Annotated in this window: 15 protein-coding genes; 13 read left to right on the forward strand and 2 right to left on the reverse strand. The window is 63.6% G+C overall.

Features of this window, described 5'->3' with window-relative positions; all coding sequences use genetic code 11:
- Nucleotides 1-218 precede the first annotated feature (218 nt).
- From ACK6AU_RS18855 to ACK6AU_RS18910, 12 genes are all read left to right on the forward strand, one after another.
- Nucleotides 219-2,102: a 3-dehydroquinate synthase gene (locus ACK6AU_RS18855; protein WP_185698181.1), complete on the forward strand. Its 1,884-nt coding sequence runs from the start codon at nt 219-221 to the stop codon at nt 2,100-2,102.
- Nucleotides 2,099-2,983 (forward strand): UbiA family prenyltransferase, encoded by an 885-nt coding sequence (locus ACK6AU_RS18860; RefSeq protein ID WP_409300648.1) that lies wholly within the window; start codon nt 2,099-2,101, stop codon nt 2,981-2,983. The genes ACK6AU_RS18855 and ACK6AU_RS18860 overlap by 4 nt, the downstream gene beginning before the upstream one ends.
- A complete protein-coding gene (locus ACK6AU_RS18865; protein ID WP_409300650.1) occupies nt 2,980-3,744 on the forward strand; it encodes an EboA domain-containing protein in 765 nt (254 codons plus the stop codon). Before ACK6AU_RS18860 ends, ACK6AU_RS18865 begins: the two co-directional genes overlap by 4 nt.
- Nucleotides 3,745-3,793: 49 nt before the next feature.
- Nucleotides 3,794-4,678 carry a TatD family hydrolase gene (locus tag ACK6AU_RS18870; RefSeq protein WP_022641311.1) on the forward strand — a complete coding sequence of 295 codons (885 nt, stop codon included), beginning with the start codon at nt 3,794-3,796 and terminating at the stop codon, nt 4,676-4,678.
- Nucleotides 4,675-5,913 carry a metabolite traffic protein EboE gene (eboE, locus tag ACK6AU_RS18875; protein WP_409300652.1) on the forward strand — a complete coding sequence of 413 codons (1,239 nt, stop codon included), beginning with the start codon at nt 4,675-4,677 and terminating at the stop codon, nt 5,911-5,913. The genes ACK6AU_RS18870 and eboE overlap by 4 nt, the downstream gene beginning before the upstream one ends.
- Nucleotides 5,903-7,348: an alkaline phosphatase family protein gene (locus tag ACK6AU_RS18880; protein ID WP_409300654.1), complete on the forward strand. Its 1,446-nt coding sequence runs from the start codon at nt 5,903-5,905 to the stop codon at nt 7,346-7,348. The genes eboE and ACK6AU_RS18880 overlap by 11 nt, the downstream gene beginning before the upstream one ends.
- The gene (locus ACK6AU_RS18885) at nt 7,327-8,502 is read left to right on the forward strand and encodes a hypothetical protein (protein WP_409300656.1); all 1,176 of its coding nucleotides are present in this window, start codon (nt 7,327-7,329) and stop codon (nt 8,500-8,502) included. Before ACK6AU_RS18880 ends, ACK6AU_RS18885 begins: the two co-directional genes overlap by 22 nt.
- A 10-nt stretch (nt 8,503-8,512) precedes the next feature.
- Nucleotides 8,513-10,939 (forward strand): hypothetical protein, encoded by a 2,427-nt coding sequence (locus tag ACK6AU_RS18890; protein WP_409300658.1) that lies wholly within the window; start codon nt 8,513-8,515, stop codon nt 10,937-10,939.
- A 74-nt stretch (nt 10,940-11,013) separates the two neighbouring features.
- Nucleotides 11,014-11,958 (forward strand): hypothetical protein, encoded by a 945-nt coding sequence (locus ACK6AU_RS18895; protein ID WP_185698173.1) that lies wholly within the window; start codon nt 11,014-11,016, stop codon nt 11,956-11,958.
- Between the two features lie 13 nt (nt 11,959-11,971).
- Nucleotides 11,972-13,258 (forward strand): hypothetical protein, encoded by a 1,287-nt coding sequence (locus ACK6AU_RS18900; protein ID WP_185698172.1) that lies wholly within the window; start codon nt 11,972-11,974, stop codon nt 13,256-13,258.
- Nucleotides 13,259-13,261: 3 nt separating this feature from the next.
- Nucleotides 13,262-15,121 (forward strand): hypothetical protein, encoded by a 1,860-nt coding sequence (locus ACK6AU_RS18905; RefSeq protein WP_409300660.1) that lies wholly within the window; start codon nt 13,262-13,264, stop codon nt 15,119-15,121.
- Between the two features lie 31 nt (nt 15,122-15,152).
- Nucleotides 15,153-16,205, forward strand: a complete 1,053-nt coding sequence (locus ACK6AU_RS18910; protein WP_409300662.1) for a hypothetical protein — start codon at nt 15,153-15,155, stop codon at nt 16,203-16,205.
- Between the two features lie 217 nt (nt 16,206-16,422).
- Here ACK6AU_RS18910 and ACK6AU_RS18915 read toward each other — a convergent pair whose 3' ends face one another.
- Nucleotides 16,423-16,929, reverse strand: a complete 507-nt coding sequence (locus tag ACK6AU_RS18915) for a single-stranded DNA-binding protein (protein ID WP_022641321.1) — start codon at nt 16,927-16,929, stop codon at nt 16,423-16,425.
- Nucleotides 16,930-16,938: 9 nt separating this feature from the next.
- Nucleotides 16,939-18,333 carry an MFS transporter gene (locus ACK6AU_RS18920; RefSeq protein ID WP_409300664.1) on the reverse strand — a complete coding sequence of 465 codons (1,395 nt, stop codon included), beginning with the start codon at nt 18,331-18,333 and terminating at the stop codon, nt 16,939-16,941.
- 177 nt (nt 18,334-18,510) lie between these two features.
- On the opposite strand from ACK6AU_RS18920, the gene uvrA reads away from it, so the two are divergent.
- Nucleotides 18,511-21,345: an excinuclease ABC subunit UvrA gene (gene uvrA, locus ACK6AU_RS18925; protein WP_409300666.1), complete on the forward strand. Its 2,835-nt coding sequence runs from the start codon at nt 18,511-18,513 to the stop codon at nt 21,343-21,345.
- Nucleotide 21,346: the final 1 nt, after the last annotated feature.

Here is a 21,346-nt window from a genome sequence, read left to right on the forward strand (position 1 = left end):
GAATAGTTTCCCTGCGAGCCATAAAACTGCGTTATGAGCCAGTTCATTGGCCTTGCTTGCAAAAACCAAAGCCTTGGCTAACTTGATAGCTACTCGCCACTGAAGTGTTCTTCAGCCGCTAGAAAACCAATAAAAACCAGCCGAGGAAGCAACTAACCGAACGCTCGAATTCGCACTATCGACATGGAATCGGTCATTTCAATCAAGAGGGATGCTTGATGAAGCGTAGTTTGTTGCCTCGTGCCTTTTCGTTGAAGGGTACAACGGAAAACTATTGGCTCTCGCTGCTGGTCTTCTCGGTCCTGGTCATCGCCAGCTTCCTATTGTTCGAAGAGCAGATCCAGCAGTTGCTCGAACACCTGGGCAACTTTCTCCCCGACAATCCCGTGCAACGCACCGGCCTCGCCCTGTTGCTGGTGGCGCTGCTGGCCCTGGATGTACTGCTGCCGGTGCCTTCGAGCCTGGTGGCACTGCTGGCGGTGGCCGCGCTGGGTGCCATCGGCGGCTACCTGGTGATCTTCGTCGGCCTGTGCCTGGGCGCAGCGCTGGGCTATTGGCTGGGCGCCGGCTACTTCCGCCTGTTGTCCAACTGGCTGGGCCTGCGCACCTGGCAGCCCGGGCAGATGGCCTACCGTCTCGGCACCTGGTCGCTGATCTGCCTGCGGGGAGTTCCGGTCCTGGCGGAAACCTCGGTATTGGCCGCCGGCATGCAACGCTACCCGCTGCGCCAGTTCCTGTTGGTCACTACCCTGGCCAATGCCGGCCTGGCCCTGGCCTACGCCGCCATCGGCAGCCTGCTGGTGGACCAGAACGCGCTGCTGGCGACCATCCTCGCCAGCATGGTGCTGCCGGGGCTGTTCCTCGGCGCCCGCAGCCTGTTCAAGCCACGCCCCACGCAACCGCGGGTCGCCCGGCCTGAGGTGCTGGAGGGACGCTTCGAGGTCAGCTACCACTACCCGGTGCTCTTCAGCGACCACCTGTTCCAGGTCGACAACCCCTGCCTGCGCCAGCAGTTGCTGCAAACGAGCGGCGCACGCGCCACGGTGCTGGTCTTCGCCGATGAACAACTGCTGCACTGCTGCCCGCAATTGGCGCGGCAGATCGGCGACTACTTCAGCGCCCATGCCCCCGAGCTGTACCTGAAGGCCGCGCCGATCGCGGTGCCGGCCGGAGAGCTGTGCAAGACCCCAGACGTGCTGCAACAGCTGTATGCGCACATGCTCGAACAGGGCCTGGATCGTCATTGCCACGTCCTGGCCCTGGGTGGCGGCGCGGTGCTCGATGCCGTGGGCTATGCCTGCGCCACGTTCCACCGGGGCATGCGCCTGGTCCGCATTCCTACCACGGTGTTGGCGCAGAACGATGCCGGCATCGGGGTGAAGAACGGCATCAATGCCTTCGCCCAGAAGAACCTGCTGGGCGCCTTCTACCCGGCCACGGCGGTGATCAATGACTTCCAGTTGCTGCTCAGCCTGTCGCCGCGCGACCAGATCGCCGGGCTGGCCGAGGCGGTGAAGGTGGCGGTGATCAAGGATGCACCGTTCTTCCAGTGGATGGAGGAACAGGCCGAGGCCCTGGCTCGTTTCGAGCACAGCGCCAGCCGCTACGCCATCCGCCGCTGCGCCGAGCTGCACCTGGGGCACATCACCGGCGCCGGCGACCCTTTCGAACGGGGCAACGGCCGGCCACTGGACTACGGCCACTGGGCCGCCCACAAGCTGGAGAACCTCAGCCAGCACCGCTTGCGCCATGGCGAGGCGGTGGCCGTGGGCATGGCCCTGGACGCGCTCTACGCCAATGCCAGCGGCCTGCTGAGTGATGCCGAGACCCGGCGCCTGCTGCAATTGCTCGATCGCCTGGGCTTCAACCTGTGCCCTGCGGAGCTGAACCTCAAGGATGCCCAGGGCCGCTCCCTGGTGCTGCAAGGGCTGGAAGAGTTCCGCCAGCACCTGGGGGGCCAGCTGTCGATCCCGATGCTCAAGCGTCTGGGACAGTCCATCGACCTGCATCACATCGAACTGCCGCTGATGGAGCAGGCCCTGGCGCGCCTGGCCGGCTGCCATGGCCCGGACTTCGCCTGGACCGAGGGCTGCGCGCAATGAGCCAGTCGCCCCTGACCACCTGGCTGACCCTGGGCCGGGTCTCCAACCTGCCGACGGTGTGGACCAACGCCGCGGCCGCGGCCCTGCTGGCCAGCAGCGCGACGACCCTGGACCCGCCCTCGCCGCTGGTCTGGACCTTGCTGCTGCTGGCGCTATCGGCGCTGTACCTGGCGGGCATGCTGCTCAATGACTTGCTCGACGCCGACTGGGACCGCCGCCACCAGAATCCGCGGCCGATCGTCCTGGGGCTGGTCAGCAGTACCCAGGTCAGCCTGGCCACCGCCGCCCTGCTGGCGCTGGCGGCCCTGGCGGTGCTCGGCCTCAGCCGCCTGATCGCCCAGCCCCATTGGCTGCTGGCCAGCGCTGGCTTGCTGCTGCTGTTCATCCTGGCCTACGACCTGCTGCACAAGAGGTACCCCCATAGCGTCTGGCTGATGGGCGGCTGCCGCTCGGCCCTGTACCTGACCGCCGCCGCCTGCCTGGCCATGCCGCCGCAGCCGTTGTGGCTGTGCGCCGCGCTGCTGGGCATCTACATCGCCGGCCTGACCTACCTGGCCCGCCTGGAACACCGCAACCAGCTGCTCAGCCGCCTGCCGCTGTTGCTGATGCTCAGCCCCCTGGCCCTGGTCGCCTATGCCGACAACCGCGTGTTCTGGCTGGTACTGCTGCTGTGGCTGGGCTGGCTGGGCTGGCACTACCAGCGCCACCTGGCCAATCCGCGCCAGCGGCAGATCCGTGCCTTCATCGGTGCAGGACTGGCAGCCCTGCCGCTGTTCGATGCCCTGGTACTGGCCCTGGCCAACCAGCCGCTGGGCAGCCTGCTGTGCGTGCTGGTGTTCTTCCTGCTCCCCCACCTTCAACGTTGGATCAAGCCGACATGAACATGGACGTCACCGCTTCCGCGCCAGCCCTGGCCATGCGCCATGAGGCCTTTGCCGAGCGCCGCCAGTTGCTGGAGCAGCAACTGGACAGCGACACCCGCCACTGGTGGCGGCAAGCCCTGGAGCAACTGGCCAGCCAGCCATCGGCCAATACCCTGGTACTGCTCAGCAGCCAATGCCGGCGCCGGCTTGGCGATACGCCAGTACCGCAAGCCGCGGGCTGGAACCTGGCCCAACTGGCCCGCGCGGTGCTGCTGGGACAGCTGCTCGAACAGCAAGACGCCGCAGGACAACTGCCACTGCTGCGCCAGTTGTTCCTGTGGGGCGACGACCAGGAGAAATGCGTGCTGCTCAAGGTCCTGGACGACCTCGACAGCCAGGGCCGCAGCCTGGAGCTGGCACTGCAGGCGGGGCGCACCAACAACCGCGAGGTGTTCGCCGCCATCGCCCTGGACAACCCCTTCGTCGCCCGCCACTACCAGGGCCGGGCCTTCCACCAGCTGCTGCTCAAGGCCCTGGGCATGGGCCTGGACTGCGGGCGCATCGCCGGCCTGGAACAGCGGCGCAGCGTCGACCTCAACCAGCTGGCCCTGGAGCACATGGAAGAACAGCTGGCCGCGGGCCGCAGCGTCAATGACAGCCTGCCCCAGGCCATCGCCTTCGAGCTCTTGAGCCCGGCCCAACTCCAGCGCTTGCGCGGTTTCTGCCAGCAGCAACGCCTGCCGGCGCACTGGCTGGGGCATTTCCCGCCTGGCACCTGAAGCGCCCGTACCTATCGAGCTCTCTCCACCCCTACCTCAAGGATTCACCATGGCCAAGTATTTCGATCCGCATATCCATATGGTCAGCCGCACCACCGACGACTACCAGAACATGGCCGCCGCCGGCATCACCGCCGTCATCGAGCCGGCCTTCTGGCAAGGCCAGGCGCGCACCAGCGTCGGCAGTTTCATCGACTACTTCGACACCCTGCTGGGCTGGGAGCGTTTTCGCGCCAGCATGTTCGGCATCCACCATTTCTGCACCATCGGCCTGAATCCCAAGGAGGCCAACGACCTGTCGGTGGCCAACGAGGTGCTGGAGATCCTGCCGCGCTACCTGGTCAAGGACGGCGTGGTGGCCGTCGGCGAGATCGGCTACGACGACATCACCCCCGAAGAGGATCGCTTTCTCGCCGCCCAGCTCGAACTGGCCAGGCAATTCAACCTGCCGGTGCTGGTGCACACCCCGCACCGGGACAAGATCGGCGGCACCAAGCGCACCCTGGCGGTGATCCGCGAGGTGGGGATCGCCGAACACCTGGTGATCATCGACCACCTCAATGAGCTGACCCTGCCCCTGGTGCTGGACAGCGACTGCTGGCGCGGGCACTCCATCTACCCCAACACCAAGATGTCCGAGCAGCGCATGGTGGCCCTGCTGCAGCAGTACGGCACCGAGAAGATGGTGGTCAACAGCGCCGCCGACTGGGGCATCAGCGACCCGCTCAAGGTGCCCAAGACCGGACAGGCGATGCTCGCCGCCGGCTTCAGCGAAGCCCAGGTGGAGCAGGTGCTGTTCCACAACCCGGTGGATTTCTTCGCCCAGAGCGGGCAACTGGACAAGCAGTTGGTCAGCACTGCGCTACCCATCGACCAGCGTCGCCAGTGGCAAGACAACTCTGCCCTGCGGGGCCAGGAGCCGGTGGTCAAATGAGCAGCCGGAGCGGCTGGAGCGCTGCGCAACTGGGCTATTGCGGCAACGTGCACCCGGCGCCGGACCTGGCGGCCCTGCGGGCGTCGATCCAGGAACAGTTCCAGGGCGTGCGCCGGCAACGAGGGTTGGCGGTCCAGGACAGCGGCCTGTGGATCAGCGCCCGGGCCGCCGCCGAGTTGCAGCAGCCAGAGGCCCGCGAGGCCTTCCTCGACTTGCTGCACGAGTGCGGGCTGCGCCTGACCTCGCTCAATGGCTTCCCCTATGGCCAGTTCCATGGGGGCGTGGTGAAGGCCGAGGTCTACCGGCCAACCTGGGCCGAGCCGCCGCGCCTGGAATACAGCCTGCAACTGGCCCATTTGCTGGCTGCCGCGCTGCCCCTGGACTGTCACCAGGGGGTGATCTCCAGCGTGCCCCTGGGCTATGCCGCCAGCTGGGACCCGGCCCAGCAACAGCAGGCCGAGGAGCAACTGCGGCAACTGACCGCCGAACTGGCCAGCCTGCATCGCCAGAGCGGCAAGCGGATCCTGGTGTGCCTGGAGATGGAGCCGGACTGCGTGCTGGAGAATACCGAGCAGGCCATCGCCTTCTTCAAGCACTGGCGCAGCGTCGATCCCCATCACCGCTACCTGGCCTTGTGCTTCGATGTCTGCCACCAGGCGGTGATGTTCGAAGACTGCTACCGGTCCCTTGAACGCCTGCTGGCGGCCCGGGTGCCGGTGGGCAAGATCCAGTTGTCCAACGCCCTGGTCTGCCAGCTGCCATTCGCCGATCGCCGGCGCCGCGAGCAGGTCCTGCAGGCCCTGGGCAATTTCGTCGAAGCCACCTACCTGCATCAGGTCAAGGCCCGGGATGCCAGCGGACAGCTGCTGGCCTGGGCCGACCTGCCCGCTGCGCTAAAGGCAACGGCACCGGCGCTGGGACAATGCCCGGAGCTGCGGATCCATTTCCATGTGCCGCTGTTCAGCGAGCAGTTCCTGCTGGCCGAGCTCCACGGCAGCCAGCAAGCCCTGCTGCGCACCTTCGACTTCCTCGCCGAGCATCCGCATTTCCAACCGGTGCTGGAGGTCGAGACCTACAGCTGGAACGTGCTGCCCGACATCCTGCGTCCGGATGGCCAGCAGGCGCTGCTGCGGGGTATTGCCGCGGAATTGCAATGGGTCGAGGGACAACTGCGCCAGCGCCAGCTGCTGCGTGCCCAATCCAGCCCCCTGGAGAGGTCCGCCCATGCCTACTGAGCGCGCCCGCCAGCCGCTGCTGTTGATCAACGTGGTGGGCCTGACCCCCAGCCTGCTGGGAGCGGCCACGCCACGGATCAACGCCTTGTTGCAACGGGCGCGGATGACCAGCCTGCGCCCGGTTTTCCCGGCGGTGACCTCGACGGTGCAAGCCTCGTTCCTCACCGGCCTGCCCCCTTCGGGGCACGGCATCGTCGGCAACGGCTGGTACTTTCGCGACCAGGCCGAAGTGCGCTTCTGGCTGCAACCCAATGCCCTGGTCCAGGGTGAGAAGGTCTGGCAGGCCCTGCAACGGGAAATCCCCGGCCTGCGCTGCAGCCAGTTGTTCTGGTGGTTCAACATGTACGCCGAGGTGGACGCCGCGATCACCCCGCGCCCCCACTACCCGGCCGACGGGCGCAAGTTGTTCGGCCTGTACTCCTCGCCTCCGGACCTGCACCAGCGCATCGAGCGGCAGATCGGCGAGTTTCCGTTCCCGGGTTTCTGGGGGCCGGCCGCCGGGATCGCCTCCAGCCGCTGGATCGTCGATTGCGCCATGGCCGAGTTCCAGATCACCCGTCCCGACCTGCAATTGATCTACCTGCCGCACCTGGACTACAGCCTGCAACGGGTAGGCCCCGAGCACCCGTCCATCGCCGATGAGGTGCGGGCCATCGATCATGAGGTCGGGCGTTTGCTGGACTTCGCCCGGGCACAGGATGCGGCGGTGATGCTGGTTTCCGAATACGGCATCGAGGCGGTGCAGCAGTCGATCTCCATCAACCGCATCCTGCGCGAACAGGGCCTGTTGCACGTGCGCCACTCGGTGGCCTGGGAACTGCTGGACGCCGGTGCCAGCGCTGCTTTTGCGGTGGCCGACCACCAGATTGCCCACGTGTATGTGCACCGTGCGCAAGACGTCGCCCGGGTCAAGACGCTGCTGCAACGCCAGCCCGGCATCGAGCAGGTGCTGGACAAGCACGAGCAACGGGCCTGGCAGCTCGACCATCCGCGCAGCGGCGAGCTGGTGGCGGTGGCCGCGCCGGGCTTCTGGTTCGATTACTACTACTGGCTGGACGACCGCCTGGCCCCGGACTTCGCCCGCACCGTGGATATCCACCGCAAGCCGGGCTACGACCCACTGGAGCTGTTCGTCGATCCGGCGATCCGCTTCCCCAAGCTGCGAGTGGCGCGCCGCCTGCTGCAGAAGAAGCTCGGCTTTCGCTACTACATGGACTTGATCCCCCTGGACACCGGGCTGATTCGCGGCAGCCATGGACGCTTGCCGAGCAACGAGCAGGTCGGCCCCCTGTTGATCACCGATTGCGATTTACCACTGCCGGAGCAGTTGCCGGCCACTGCGGTAAAGCACCTGCTCCTAGCGCATTTCCTAGGGCGCCCCTATGACGATACGGCTCAGGCCAAGGAGATTCCATGCGGCGAACCATCCCTATAGTGCTCGGTATGCTGGGTTGCCTTGCGCAAGCCCAGGCAGCCAGCCCTTTCGAGTGCAAAGACTTCCTCAATTTCGCGGGTGACCGGGAGGGCACCTTCCAGACCTTCCAGCAAGACCCGGACACTATGGCCTGGAACTGGTTCGTGTGCCTGAACAAGCCCGATCCATCCAAGAGCTCGCAACTGCTCTGGGAATCCTTCAAGCCCTCCAACGAGGTGTACCTCAGCAACGGTGGGCCGCCCCTGCCCTACGACATGCCGGCCAACGTTCCGCTCCAGGTGACCCAGGCAGCCGGTGGCATCCCCGGAATGGACCCCAACGGGCTGTTCCTCAACCTGGGCGACGACCGTGACGGCAGCACCAACAACGGTATCCAGCAGGTCGATGGCCTGGCGCTCTACATGGGCAACAAGGCGCCACCGGCGCAGGCTGGCCAGCCCGTGCGCTTCCACCTGTTGATGGGCGAGCAGACCTACAACTACATCGTCGACCAGAAGGTCTACAACCGTAACGGCCTTGCGGCCCTGACCAGCGACCTGGAGTTTCCCTACACCGCCTGGGAACTGAAGACCTCCTGGCTGTGGATCGGTGGCGATGTCACCTTCAAGCAGCAACTCGCCACCCAGGGCTACTACATCGCCCAGGGCTATTACATCGACAAGGGAGGTAACTACCACACAGGTTTTGCCGGGCTCAGCGGCATGCATGTGATCAACAAGCTGACCGAGGGTTGGGTCTGGACCACCTTCGAGAACAGCCACAACCCCGACTACACCGTAACCAACCAGCCCAAACCGCAGCCAATGACCAACACCACCGGTCCGACCGAGGCCGCCCAGAAGGTGAATCCGCAGTTCCAGCAGCAAAACCCGACGCTGGCCAACTACGAGCTCATCGGCGTGCAGTACAACCCCGATAATCCAGAGCCCAAGCTGCTGGCCAACTCGCAGTTGGAGTCGGCGTTCCAGAGCAGTTCCTCGTGCCTGGCCTGCCATAACACCGCCGCCATCAAGAAGAACACCTTCTTCGACTTCGCCATCCCGCAGAACGACGGCATCGTCTATCCCACCACCGTACTGCCGCCTTCCGACTTCGTTGGCTACCACAAACTGGATTATGTCTGGTCGCTGAAACGCGCCCAATGGCAACGCTAAGGAGCAGCTCATGAGCGTCTTGAACTTTCCACGGATCTACTTCAACGGCCACATGTACTGGAACCCGCCAACGGCCAACAACAACGACGTGTTCCCGCTGTACGACGCGGTGAACATGTGCATGAACTGGAAGTTCCTCAACACATTCGGCATCAACGATGCCAACGCCAGCAGCCAGCTGCTGCCCTGGATGATCACGGGCCTGAAGTACGAGGATGTGCCGGACTATGTCTTGCAGGTGCCCGGTAACGGCAGTCCAAACGGCTACCCGATGATTCCCGCCGAATGGGACCTGTTCGGCGATAACTCCTGCGGCACGGTCGACTACAAGAACATCCGCTCGACCGTCGTTGGCGGTGAACTCCAGGCCAGCAACTACATTTCCAACGACGCGCTGATCAACAAGGGCTACCAGTTCTATGGCGCCCCCTTCGGCGGTACCGAACCGACCCCCGCGCGCTTCGTCGATATCAGCCCCTGGCAGAACACCTTTACCGCGCTGTATTTCGACAACATGACCATCGGCGATGATCAGTGCGGGCTGGTCATGCCGCGCCAGTACCGCATGCTCGACCGCTTCCTTAACTTCAACTGGGGGGCTTTCGGTGGCCTGAACTACGTGACCACCACCTGGCAGACCTGCTTCCCGAAAGAGACCCTGCAATGGAACGTCGGTCATTCCGTGCTGTTGCAGACCTTGTTCGAGCAGATGAATAAACAAGGCGCCCAGGGCCTGATGTTCAGATTCACCACCTTCCTGACCTTCTACGACCTGAACGGCATCTTCAACGACTTCCCGCCGGTGAACAGCCACTCCAAGAGTGAAGCGGCCCTGCAGGCGATGCATGACATGTACCAGAAGGGCCTGAACAACGTGGCCGATATCTTCTACAACCCGGCCTACAGCCGTACCGTCGGTACGCTGGGCCTGTGGTTCGCCGACAAGGAATACCCCACGGCGCCGGCCGGGCTGCGCCTGGCTCCCAAGGAGCCGGTACCGTTCTTCAAGGCGGTTCCGGGCGACTCGATCATCTACCCGCCGACCCGGGATCAGACGGTCACCCTCGGTGTCATCAGCGCCCAGGCCAATGGCGATGTACTGTCCCTGGACCTGGGCAATACCTTTCCGTTCTTTCCGGTCGGTGACGATCCACTGGTGCCTCCAGCGATCGTTGAGGCGAACAAGGGGGTCCCGGTTCCCGGCAAGTTCTACGTCGGCAGCTACGACGTGGTCTATCGCACCACGGACAGCCCGACGCCCATCACCCTGGCCAGCTTCGGTTTCGAGCATTACCGCCAGAGCGAGTACGACAAGCGGGCCGGTCTGCTCGACCTGCCGCTGAGCCCGCAGGCCCAGGAGCAGCTGAAGCAGGAAGGCCGGCTAGAGCTGCACTTGCAGGGCAGTTCCCCGACACTGGTCGCCGCCGCGCAACAGACCTGGACCGCCGAGGTCATCGAAAGCGGCAGCTTCATCAATGTCGGCGATCCCCAGCCGCTGACCCTGAAGATCATGGTGCAATGCAACGGCAAGCCTGCGCCCAAGGGCACCCGGCTGCGAGTCGCCGAATACAACAACGCCTTCAGCGCAACCACCAGTAACTACTACCTGGGGTTCACCAACGATGAAGTCGATTTCACCCTGATCAATGACTATCCGGAGGATCGCAGTCAAAACACCGAGAACCTGCCGCGGTTCGTCAACAGCCAGGTTACTGCCAACTTCCTGGCCGTGGGCAGTGGTCGCAGGCTCCAGGCCCTGTCGAAGGCCGAGAAGCAAGCGTCCGTGCCGATCACCTACAAGGCGTTCCTCGGCAAGCCCTCGGCCGTGTCCTTGAAGGCCTGCCTGCAACTCGTCGGCGGCCAGCCCCAGCAGACCCCTTTGGATGGTTCGAACATCAACGTGAACTACAGCGTGGCGCTGATCGAGACCGACGACCAAGGGGTGGCGCAAATCTCGGTGAAAGGCATAGCGCCTGGCTTCCCGACCCTGCGCTTCTTCTTGGCGGATGAACCGGTGTCGTTCAGCTTCAACGTCAACGACGCCTACACCGACTTCCTGGCACCGATCCGGGTGCTGCCGGAGGAACCAAACCTGCTCGAGGAGTTCGTCGAGACCTGGAACCAGGTGTACAAGTACACCGACTCCAACGTGCGGATCTGGAACCAGTTCATCTTTCCCAGGATCCTCCGGCCCTTCTACTACCTGTACCCGATCATGAACAAGTTCATGCCGCTGGACTCGCTGCAGCGCATCGAAGGAGCGATCGATCAGTTCACCCGCCTGATCAGCCAGAAGTACCAGGAGGAAAGCACCCTGGCGATGCCCATCACCCGGGATCTGCCGCAAAGCCGGCGCAGGGTGCTGGAGACCTGGGCCAACCAGTTGGTGAAACAGGGATACCCGCCCCAGGAGCTCAATCTCACCGAGTGCCCGTGATCCCCAACTACGACCATCACTGAACGGATGCCGAGCGCGCCATGCGCGCCCGGTCCATCCCAAGGAGCGTTGCGATGCGAATCCGTATCTTCAGGCACCTGCTGGCAGCCGCCACCTTGCTCTGCGCCAGCCAGGCGGTACTGGCCGACCAGAACGGCGATAACGTGTATTTCAACATGGGCGTGCACAACACCAAGGGCTGCACCGCCCTCAACAACAACTGCATCGCCAAGCGCAAGGCCGGTGAGCCGACCGACCCGCAGTTCCCCGCGACCTGGATCAGCGACTGGACCATGTACCGGGTCACCAACAACTACGAGAAGAACCCGCCGCCCTACAGCAGCCCGCCCAGCACCCTGCAACCGAACGACTACACGATGTCCCAGGGCACCAGCTATTACGACAACACCTATGTCCCGGCCGACGGCGACGGCACCGGGGCGATGATGGAGCACTACGAGAAGTACTGCCTGCCGATCTTCCCGATCAAGGACAACAACTACACCTGCTCCTTCGTTTCTCTGGGCAACAAGGCCTACTTCCTCACCTACCCCGAGGACCGGCCCAAGGACATGCCGGCCTGCTGCATGTTCTCGCCAATGAACCACCCGCCGCGCCAGGACTTCGTCAAGCACCTGCCCTACAGCGCCAGCCGCAGCCAGAACCTGGGCGGCAGCGTGCTGGCCTATGCCCTGGAGCTCAAACCCCAGGGCCAGCCACCGATCCTGTTCGGCTATGCCTTCAACAAGCAGGCCACCAGCGACGGCCCGGGCCAGCCGGCCTACCAGCATCCGCAGTCGTTCTACTTCTCCGGCGATGCCAGCGTGGCCAACGCCCCGATTGTCAGCCAGAACTACCGCAACTGGAGCAACGCCAAACCGGACCCGGCCAAGACCTGGGACCAGGTGGCGCAAATGTGCCCGGCCAACCCACCGGACTGCCAGCTCTTCACCCCACCGCCATCGCTGAAGAACGGTGCGCGGCCGCAGTGGAACCAACTCGCGCCCATTTCGCAGTGACAGGAGCCGCCTCATGAATCATTGGAGCCGTTTCACCGCCCTGCTGCTGTTGACCGCCGCCAGCCTGCCGGCCAGTGCCCTGCAGCCCACGGCGGTGACCTCGCAGACCGTCGGCCAGTGCCCGCCGCTGCCGGTGGTCCCCCCGGCCGGGGCGTCGCAGCAGGCTTTCGATCAATACAGCTGGCAGCTGTTCATCACCTTGAACTGGCCGGCCCTGGCCGGGCAGCGCGGCGTCGCCGATTGCAGCAAAACCCTGGGCAGTCCTGGCGATACTGTGTGGCAGAGCTACAAGGGCGTGAATGAGGTCTTCCTGCCTCAAGGGCAGGACCCCGGTCCATGGAATTCGCCACCTATGGCCAAGGTCCTCAAGCTGATCAATATCGCAGGGCGCAAGAACACCGCAACGGCCAACGACAACCAGGCCGTGGGCGGCTGGCTGATCGACCAGAACGGCAATCCGACCTATTACCAGATTGCCGCCAATCAGGTTTCCTACGACTACATCGTCAACAACCAGTTCTACAACGCCGATGTCGTTGCAAAGGCCAGCAACATCAACTTTCCCAATGCGACCAACGAGATCAAATCCAGCTGGCGAATACTCACCTCAAAGGATGATCCCAGCCGCTACCTGCACATGCAGGCCCAGATCACCACGTTCGATGCACAAGGCGTGGCCAACGGTACGGCTCAAGCGACGCTAGGCCTGGTGGGGCTGCACATCGTCAACAAGGTCGAGGGGTTTCCACAGTGGATCTGGTCGACCTTCGAGCAGGTCGACAATGTGCCGCCCAAGGTCAAGCAAGGGGACCAGTGGGTCAATCAACCGCAGCCAGGAATCGCGTACTCCTACTTCGATGCCAAGGCGCCTGCCGACAAGGTCAATCAGAGCCCCTGCAACTGGACCCTGAACAATGGCCACATGACCTGCACGCCGAAGCCGGGGATGAGTTTCACCACCCCCAACCCACTGGACCGTTTTACCCCATTGACCGACGCCACGACCAAGCTCAACAGCGAGTACCAGGCGCTGCCGCAGGTTCAGGCCTCGGTATTCAAGTACTACCAGTTGATCACCACCCAATGGAGTACTACGCCCAACCCTGGCGCGCCCATGGGCCAGACGACCCCTGAACTGTCGGCCAACGTGACCATGGAGAGCTACATCCAGCCCAACAGCAGCTGCACCAACTGCCACTCCATGGCAACGCCGATCAACAGCCTGCAAAAGGCCGATTTTTCCTACCTGTTCAAGTTCGCCCAATCCCCCAGCAGCCCAGCCACCAAGGGCAAGGAGTGAATCATGAGTATTCTCAATGGACCGCGGCTGAACTTCTGGGGCGGGATCGAGGCCAACGTCAGCCTGCCCAACAACTCGCCCACCATTCCCAGCGATCCCACCAATCCCGACAGCAAAGCAACACTGTCACTTTTCGACCTGACCACCTCGACCCTGTACCCCGAGGCCGAGGTCTATAGCGACGACCAACTGACCGAAATGCTCAATGCGCCGACAGGCACCTACTACACCGCCGGTGGCTGGAACCACTACGGGCAGCATGTCGTCACCCTGGACAGCGTCGCCATCAGTTCCCAGGGCACGCCCGGCAACATCAGCACCCAGGGGGATCTTGTCGGCGAACCGTTCTACCTGCTGGGGTCGGTGGACCCGGTCACCGGCGCGGCACCGGTGACCGGGCCGATGATGGTCGACCTGGACCCGACCGGCACCATCAGCTCGCAGATTTTCCTCGGCGGCCTGCAGATCGGCAACAGCACGCCCCCGCAGTTGCTGGTCAAGGGCAATACGGTATGCAGCAGTTATGACGTGGCCATCCGGATTCTCGACCCAGAGCAGGATGCGCCGGGCTCCAACCGTATCAGCGGCAGTTTTCAGGTCACTTTCTCTCGCGACCAGATCGTCAGCTACAACAAGGACAACCCGCTCCTGCGCTCCATCGTCGAGGCTCCCGGCGCGACCGGCATCGTCGTGCGCTTCGTCATGTTCGAGATGTGCCCGAAAATGACCACGGCGCAACTGGACGCCGACTACGCCGCCCACCAGTACACCTCCAACCCAAGCATCGGCCGCGTGGTCGGCACCCTGGCTCCCGCCTTTGCCGGGGAACCACTGATCGTCACCGCCGGGCGCCAGCTCATCAATCCGTCCACAGGCAGCGCCGGCTACGCGAGCGTGCTCGACAACAACCTGCTGAGCCTCGACATGCTCAATATCATTCCCAAGCAGGCGTTTCGCAGCGTTCGAACCGACAACACCTCGCCCATCGGCCCCAATGCGAACTTCGGCAATGTCTCGATCAACCTTGGCTCGACGACACTGACTACCCTGGATCCGCTCAAGACTCCGCTAGCGGACTACTACGTATATGGCGGCATCCTTGACCTGCCGCTGACGCCCGCACAACGCCAGTTGGCCAGCCAGGAGCCAATTGCCATCAAGGCACCGCTGACGCGTTACTACCCCTCCAAGCCCAAGCCCAGACCGATCAACATCGACGCCATCGAACAGACTTATCGCCTGAGTTCCAATCAACGCAATCTGTATCTGGAGGATTACCCCGAGGGCCTCGATATCACCTTGAGCTTGAGTCAACTGGGCCAACCGGTGACCAAGGACACGGTGATCATCATCACTCCCGGCCCCTGCAACGACGATCCGAAAGCCCCCTACATAAGCCCCGAGTTCTGGGACTTCCTGGACTTCGCCCCCCGGCAAACGGTCAAGGCAGGCCAATCCAGCGTGAGTTTCAAGGTCAGCCTCAAGCCCGGTTCCGCGGCGCAGGCCGGTTTTGTCACCTTGAACTGCGCGGTCGAAAACAGCGACGACAACGGTTTTTTCATCAACCTGCGCAAATATGCCATCACCGATTTCGGTATTGCGCCGGGTAGTACTGTCACCTGGGACCAGGTGTACAAGCACGTGCTGCGTTTTCACTACCTGGCCTTCCCCGCCATGTCCCGCTACATCGCACTCGATCAGCAGGACGCCGTCTGGGGATCACGCCAGATGATCCTGGCACGCACCTCCCAGGAATACCTCGGCACCACCTTGTACATGCCGGTGGTGCGCTCGATGTCCGCCAGCCAGAGAGCCCTGCTCAAGTGCTGGTTCACCAATGAACCCTGGCAGCCGCTGCAGTGATGGGTCGCGCTAATTGTGAGGGAGAACCCGTATGCCAATTGCATTGCTCATCCCCGGCCAAGCCCAGGAAAACCTGCGCCCCAGCAAGGTGGTCGTCGAAGGGTTGGTGAACCCCCGCGGCCTCTGCCTGCAAGCCGACGGCAGCCTACTGCTGGCCGAAGCCGGCTCCGGGCTGGCGGACCAGCCCTTCAGTGGGCGCATCAGCCGCCTGCGTCCGGACCCGCAAGCTCCCGGTGAATACTTGCCACCCGAGGTCCTGGCCCAGGGTTTTCGCTCGATGAACATGCAGTCGCGCATGTTGCGCGATGAAATCATGGGCCTGTCGGACATCGCCCTGGGAGCCGGGCGTTGCCTGGCCAGCCAGACCGACTACGTGGCCGGATCCAAGCTGCTGGACCTGCAATACAGCCCGCCCGAGCCGCTGTTTCACAGCCGCGGTAACCTCAACTCACTGTGCTATCACCCCTCGCGCCAAAGCTGGCTGGCGGTCAAGCCCGATACCAACCAGCTGGTGGAGTTCGTCGGTGACGGCGAACAGGTCCTGGCGCAATTGCCCGACCTGGACCAGGGCCAGGAAGCCGTGCCGGTCACCCTGGTCCACGAACCCCAGACCGATGCCGTGCTGGTCAGCCTGTTCTCCGGAGAATTGCATAGCGATCCGGCGCGCAAAGGCATCGACTTCGCCAACAAGGCCGGCCAGGTGATTCGGGTCTGGCCTGCCAGCGGCAGGATCGAAGTGCTGATTCGTGGACTGCAACTGCCCACCGGGCTGGCGCTGGATCCGCAGGGACGGATCCTGGTGCTGGAACTGTGCGACCGGCTGTTGCAGCCCCTGCCGCCCGACTGGTCCGGCGAAGTGCTGCACGGCGGCTTCGCCCGTTTCAGCGGGCGCCTGCTGCGCTGCGACCTGCAACAGCGCAGCGTACAGGTGCTGGCCAGCGGCCTGGATACGCCCTCCAACCTGTGTTGTGTCGAGGGCGCGGTGCTGGTCAGCGAAGGCATGGGCCTGAGTGGCCGGGCGATTCCCGCGCCGGACCAGCAGGTAGTGGCACTGGATGGGTGGCTGCGGCGGGTGGAGCTGTAGGAGCCCGGTCGGTCGGGGCAATACCAGTCGGCCAACATGGGTGAACTGGCTGTGCGCAGCGGCGGCTTTCAGGAGCTGTGGCTCACGGCGTAGCAGCGATACTCGAGCGGTGCGCCAGCATCAATCCGCGAAAGCCTCGGGGTAGAGGCCAGAAATCAAAACCCCCGCTAGGCGGGGGTTTCGCAGGAGACTTCAGGGAGAAGTTCCGGGGAGCAGCTTAGAACGGAATATCGTCATCGAAGCTGTCGAAATCCGGTGCCGGCTGAGGGGCAGGCTGTTGTGGCGCTGGGCGCTGCGGAGCCTGTTGCGGACGTGGCGCCTGCTGGCGAGGTGCGGACTGCTGGTAGTTGTTGCCGCCGCCCTGTTGGTCGCCCTGTTGAGGACGGCCGCCCAGCAACTGCATGGTGCCCTGCATGTCGACGATGATCTCGGTGGTGTAGCGCTTGATGCCGTCTTTTTCCCACTCGCGGGTCTGCAGCTTGCCTTCGATGTACACCTGCGAACCCTTGCGCAGGTATTCGCCGGCGATCTCCGCGACCTTGCCGAACATCGATACGCGGTGCCACTCGGTACGCTCGACCTTCTGGCCGGTCTGCTTGTCGGTCCACTGTTCGCTGGTGGCCAGGCTCAGGTTGGTCACGGCGTTACCGTTAGGCAGGTAGCGAACTTCGGGATCCTGGCCGCAAGTGCCGACCAATATGACTTTGTTAACCCCACGGGCCATAACGTTCTCCTAGGCTTCGCGCGACGACGGCGCTGGATTGACCAGCTGCTCGAGGGTCGCGCGATCCAATAATTCGGTATCCAATTTGATGTAAATGGCAGCCTCCTCGGCCACCACCACGGCATCTGTTACCCCTACGACAGCCTTCAGGCGCTCGACCAGGCCGGCTTCGCGGATCGCTTCGGGCGATAACGGCAAGCGCAGGCTCGTCACATACGGGGGCTCGCGCATGGTAACAGCAAAGGCCAGCCAGAGTGCAGCCAGACCTGCGCATCCGAGGAACACAACCGACAAACCGCCATGCTGGAACAACCAGCCGCCGAGGATGCCGCCCAATGCCGAACCGAGGAACTGGCTGGTGGAGTACACCCCCATCGCCGTCCCCTTGCCGCCCGCCGGCGAGACCTTGCTGATCAGCGATGGCAGGGAAGCCTCCAGCAGGTTGAAAGCGGTGAAGAACACCACGGTGCCGATCACCAGCGCTTGCAAGCCGCTGCCGAACGCCCAGAAGAATAGCTCGGTGAGCAGCAGCGTACTGACCGCGCCCAGCAGAACTCGTTTCATTTTGCGTTTCTTCTCGCCATAGATGATGAACGGGATCATGGCGAAGAACGAAATCAGCAGCGCGGTCAGGTACACCCACCAATGCTGCTCCTTGGGCAGACCGGCTTTTTCCACCAGAGCCAGGGGCAAGGCGACGAAGCTCGACATCAGCATCGCGTGGAGCACGAAGATACCCAGGTCCAGGCGCAGCAGGTCGGGGTGCTTGAGCGTGGGCACCAGGGCCTGGCGCGCCACACCGGACTCGCGGTGCTGCAGCGGCCCGGTAGAACGCGGCACGATGAAGGCGATGATGAAAATGCCAACCAGGGCCATGGCCCCGGTGGCCAGGAACAGTCCCGAAAGACCGAAGCTACGGGTCAGCAGCGGGCCGACTACCATCGCCACGGCGAAGGACAGGCCGATGGTCATGCCGATCATGGCCATGGCCTTGGTCCGGTGTTGCTCGCGGGTCAGGTCCGACAACAGCGCCATCACCGCCGCGGAAATCGCTCCCGCGCCTTGCAGGATACGTCCGGCGATCACGCCCCAGATCGAATCCGCGTTGGCTGCCAGCAGGCTACCCAGGGCGAACACGATCAGTCCGAGGTAGATCACCGGGCGCCGCCCGATGCGGTCGGAAATGATGCCGAAGGGAATCTGGAACAACGCCTGGGTCAGGCCGTACGCGCCGATCGCCAGGCCGATCAGGGCCGGGGTGGCACCCGCCAGATCCATTCCATAGGTCGCCAGGACCGGCAGCACCATGAACATGCCAAGCATACGGAAGGCGAACACCAGGGCCAGGCCGCTTGCCGCGCGGGTCTCGCCACCACTCATGCGTTCGCTGTGGGGATCGTGCATGGAATAACCTCGTATGAACCGGCGGCGATTCTACCAGTCCGATCGATTGAGGGGATATATGGCGACGCTTTGCCGCGCAGCCCTTCCCGACGATGGAAAAACCGCCGCCGATAGTGTGCATCCATCCAGTATTTAGTTTTATACTCCTGCCTTTACGCCCGCCGATCGAGGCCTCTTTTGGACAAGATTCTGATTCGTGGGGCCCGCACCCACAACCTGAAGAACATCGACCTGACCCTGCCCCGGGACAAGTTGATCGTCATCACCGGTCTGTCTGGGTCCGGCAAGTCATCCCTGGCTTTCGACACCTTGTACGCCGAGGGCCAGCGCCGCTATGTCGAGTCGCTGTCGGCCTACGCCCGGCAGTTCCTGTCGATGATGGAAAAGCCCGATGTGGACACCATCGAAGGGCTGTCCCCGGCGATTTCCATCGAACAGAAATCCACTTCCCACAACCCGCGCTCGACGGTCGGCACCATCACCGAGATCTACGACTACCTGCGCCTGCTCTATGCCCGCGTCGGTACTCCGCGCTGCCCGGACCACGATATCCCGCTGGAAGCCCAGACCGTCAGCCAGATGGTCGATCTGGTGCTGGCCCAGCCCGAGGGCAGCAAGCTGATGTTGCTGGCGCCGGTGATCCGCGAGCGCAAGGGTGAACACCTGTCGGTATTCGAGGAACTGCGGGCCCAGGGCTTCGTCCGTGCCCGGGTCAACGGCAAGCTGTTCGAACTGGACGAGTTGCCGAAGCTGGATAAACAGAAGAAGCATTCGATCGATGTCGTGGTCGACCGCTTCAAGGTGCGGGCCGACCTGCAGCAGCGCCTGGCCGAGTCCTTCGAGACGGCGTTGAAGCTGGCGGACGGCATCGCGCTGGTAGCGCCGATGGACGACGAGCCCGGGGAAGAAATGATCTTCTCCGCCCGCTTCGCCTGCCCGATCTGCGGCCATGCCATCAGCGAACTGGAACCCAAGCTGTTCTCCTTCAACAATCCGGCCGGCGCCTGCCCGACCTGCGATGGCCTGGGGGTCAAGCAGTTCTTCGACATCAAGCGCCTGGTCAATGGCGAACTGACCCTGGCCGAAGGCGCGATCCGCGGCTGGGACCGGCGCAACGTCTATTACTTCCAGATGCTCGGCTCATTGGCCGCGCACTATGGTTTCAGCCTGGAGGTGCCGTTCAACCAGCTGCCGGCCGACCAGCAGAAGGTCATCCTCAATGGCAGCGGTACGCAGAACGTCGACTTCAAGTACCTGAACGATCGCGGCGACATCGTCAAGCGCTCCCACCCGTTCGAAGGCATCGTGCCGAACCTGGAGCGCCGCTACCGCGAAACCGAATCGGCCACCGTGCGCGAGGAGCTGGCCAAGTTCCTCAGCACCCAGCCCTGCCCGGACTGCCGGGGCACGCGGCTGCGGCGCGAGGCGCGGCATGTCTGGGTCGGAGAGAAGACCCTGCCGGCGGTCACCAGCCTGCCCATCGGCGATGCCACCAATTATTTCGGCACCATCAAGCTCACCGGGCGCCGTGGCGAGATCGCCGACAAGATCCTCAAGGAAATCCGCGAACGCCTGCAGTTTCTAGTCAATGTCGGGCTCGACTACCTGACCCTGGATCGCAGTGCCGACACCCTGTCCGGCGGCGAGGCCCAGCGTATCCGCCTGGCCAGCCAGATCGGCGCGGGCCTGGTGGGGGTGATGTACATCCTCGACGAGCCATCCATCGGCCTGCACCAGCGGGACAACGATCGCCTGCTGGGCACCCTCAAGCACTTGCGGGACATCGGCAACACGGTGATCGTGGTCGAACACGACGAAGACGCCATCCGTCTGGCCGACTATGTAGTGGACATCGGCCCGGGAGCCGGAGTGCATGGTGGCCAGATCGTCGCCGAAGGCACCGCCGCCCAGGTCATGGAGCACCCGGACTCGCTGACCGGCAAGTACCTGTCGGGACGGGTGAAGATCGTGGTCCCGGCCAAGCGCACGCCGCGCAACAAGAAGCTGTCCCTGACCCTCAAGGGCGCCCGTGGCAACAATCTGCGCAATGTCGACCTGGAGATTCCAATCGGCCTGCTGACCTGCGTCACCGGGGTATCCGGCTCGGGCAAGTCGACGCTGATCAACAACACCCTGTTCCCGCTGAGCGCCACCGCGCTGAACGGCGCCACCACCCTGGAAGCCGCACCGCACGACAGCATCAATGGACTGCAGCATCTGGACAAGGTGGTGGATATCGACCAAAGCCCGATCGGTCGCACGCCCCGTTCCAACCCGGCCACCTACACCGGGTTGTTCACCCCGATCCGCGAGCTGTTCGCTGGCGTGCCGGAGTCTCGCTCCCGCGGCTATGGCCCTGGACGCTTCTCCTTCAACGTCAAGGGCGGTCGCTGCGAGGCGTGCCAGGGCGATGGTCTGATCAAGGTGGAAATGCACTTCCTGCCGGACATCTACGTGCCTTGCGATGTGTGCAAGAGCAAGCGCTACAACCGCGAGACCCTGGAGATCAAGTACAAGGGCAAGAGCATCCACGAGGTCCTGGAAATGACCATCGAGGAAGCCCGGGAGTTCTTCGATCCGGTACCGGCCTTGGCGCGCAAGCTGCAGACGCTGATGGACGTGGGGCTGTCCTATATCAAGCTGGGGCAGTCGGCGACGACCTTGTCCGGAGGCGAGGCGCAGCGGGTCAAGCTATCCCGCGAGCTGTCCAAGCGCGATACCGGCAAGACCCTGTACATCCTCGACGAACCGACCACCGGCCTGCATTTCGCCGATATCCAGCAGTTGCTGGATGTCCTGCACCGCCTGCGCGACCACGGCAACACCGTAGTGGTGATCGAGCACAACCTGGATGTGATCAAGACCGCTGACTGGCTGGTGGACCTGGGTCCGGAAGGCGGCTCCAAAGGCGGCCAGATCATCGCGGTGGGTACACCGGAACAGGTGGCTGAGATGCCTCAATCCCACACCGGGCACTATCTCAAGCCGTTGCTGATCCGCGACCGGGCTTGAG

The sequence above is a fragment of the Pseudomonas sp. KCJK8993 genome (genome assembly GCF_046230915.1).
Lineage (GTDB): Bacteria > Pseudomonadota > Gammaproteobacteria > Pseudomonadales > Pseudomonadaceae > Aquipseudomonas > Aquipseudomonas piscis.

Excerpts from the sequence above, each read along its gene's own strand:
- ACK6AU_RS18900 (WP_185698172.1), top strand. The coding sequence starts at position 11,972 with ATGAATCATTGGAGCCGTTTCACCGCCCTGCTGCTGTTGACCGCCGCC.
- ACK6AU_RS18895 (WP_185698173.1), top strand. The coding sequence starts at position 11,014 with ATGCGAATCCGTATCTTCAGGCACCTGCTGGCAGCCGCCACCTTGCTC.
- ACK6AU_RS18915 (WP_022641321.1), bottom strand. The coding sequence starts at position 16,929 with ATGGCCCGTGGGGTTAACAAAGTCATATTGGTCGGCACTTGCGGCCAG.
- eboE (WP_409300652.1), top strand. The coding sequence starts at position 4,675 with ATGAGCAGCCGGAGCGGCTGGAGCGCTGCGCAACTGGGCTATTGCGGC.
- ACK6AU_RS18890 (WP_409300658.1), top strand. The coding sequence starts at position 8,513 with ATGAGCGTCTTGAACTTTCCACGGATCTACTTCAACGGCCACATGTAC.
- ACK6AU_RS18885 (WP_409300656.1), top strand. The coding sequence starts at position 7,327 with ATGCGGCGAACCATCCCTATAGTGCTCGGTATGCTGGGTTGCCTTGCG.
- ACK6AU_RS18905 (WP_409300660.1), top strand. The coding sequence starts at position 13,262 with ATGAGTATTCTCAATGGACCGCGGCTGAACTTCTGGGGCGGGATCGAG.
- ACK6AU_RS18855 (WP_185698181.1), top strand. The coding sequence starts at position 219 with ATGAAGCGTAGTTTGTTGCCTCGTGCCTTTTCGTTGAAGGGTACAACG.
- ACK6AU_RS18870 (WP_022641311.1), top strand. The coding sequence starts at position 3,794 with ATGGCCAAGTATTTCGATCCGCATATCCATATGGTCAGCCGCACCACC.
- ACK6AU_RS18865 (WP_409300650.1), top strand. The coding sequence starts at position 2,980 with ATGAACATGGACGTCACCGCTTCCGCGCCAGCCCTGGCCATGCGCCAT.
- ACK6AU_RS18880 (WP_409300654.1), top strand. The coding sequence starts at position 5,903 with ATGCCTACTGAGCGCGCCCGCCAGCCGCTGCTGTTGATCAACGTGGTG.
- ACK6AU_RS18920 (WP_409300664.1), bottom strand. The coding sequence starts at position 18,333 with ATGCACGATCCCCACAGCGAACGCATGAGTGGTGGCGAGACCCGCGCG.
- ACK6AU_RS18910 (WP_409300662.1), top strand. The coding sequence starts at position 15,153 with ATGCCAATTGCATTGCTCATCCCCGGCCAAGCCCAGGAAAACCTGCGC.
- ACK6AU_RS18860 (WP_409300648.1), top strand. The coding sequence starts at position 2,099 with ATGAGCCAGTCGCCCCTGACCACCTGGCTGACCCTGGGCCGGGTCTCC.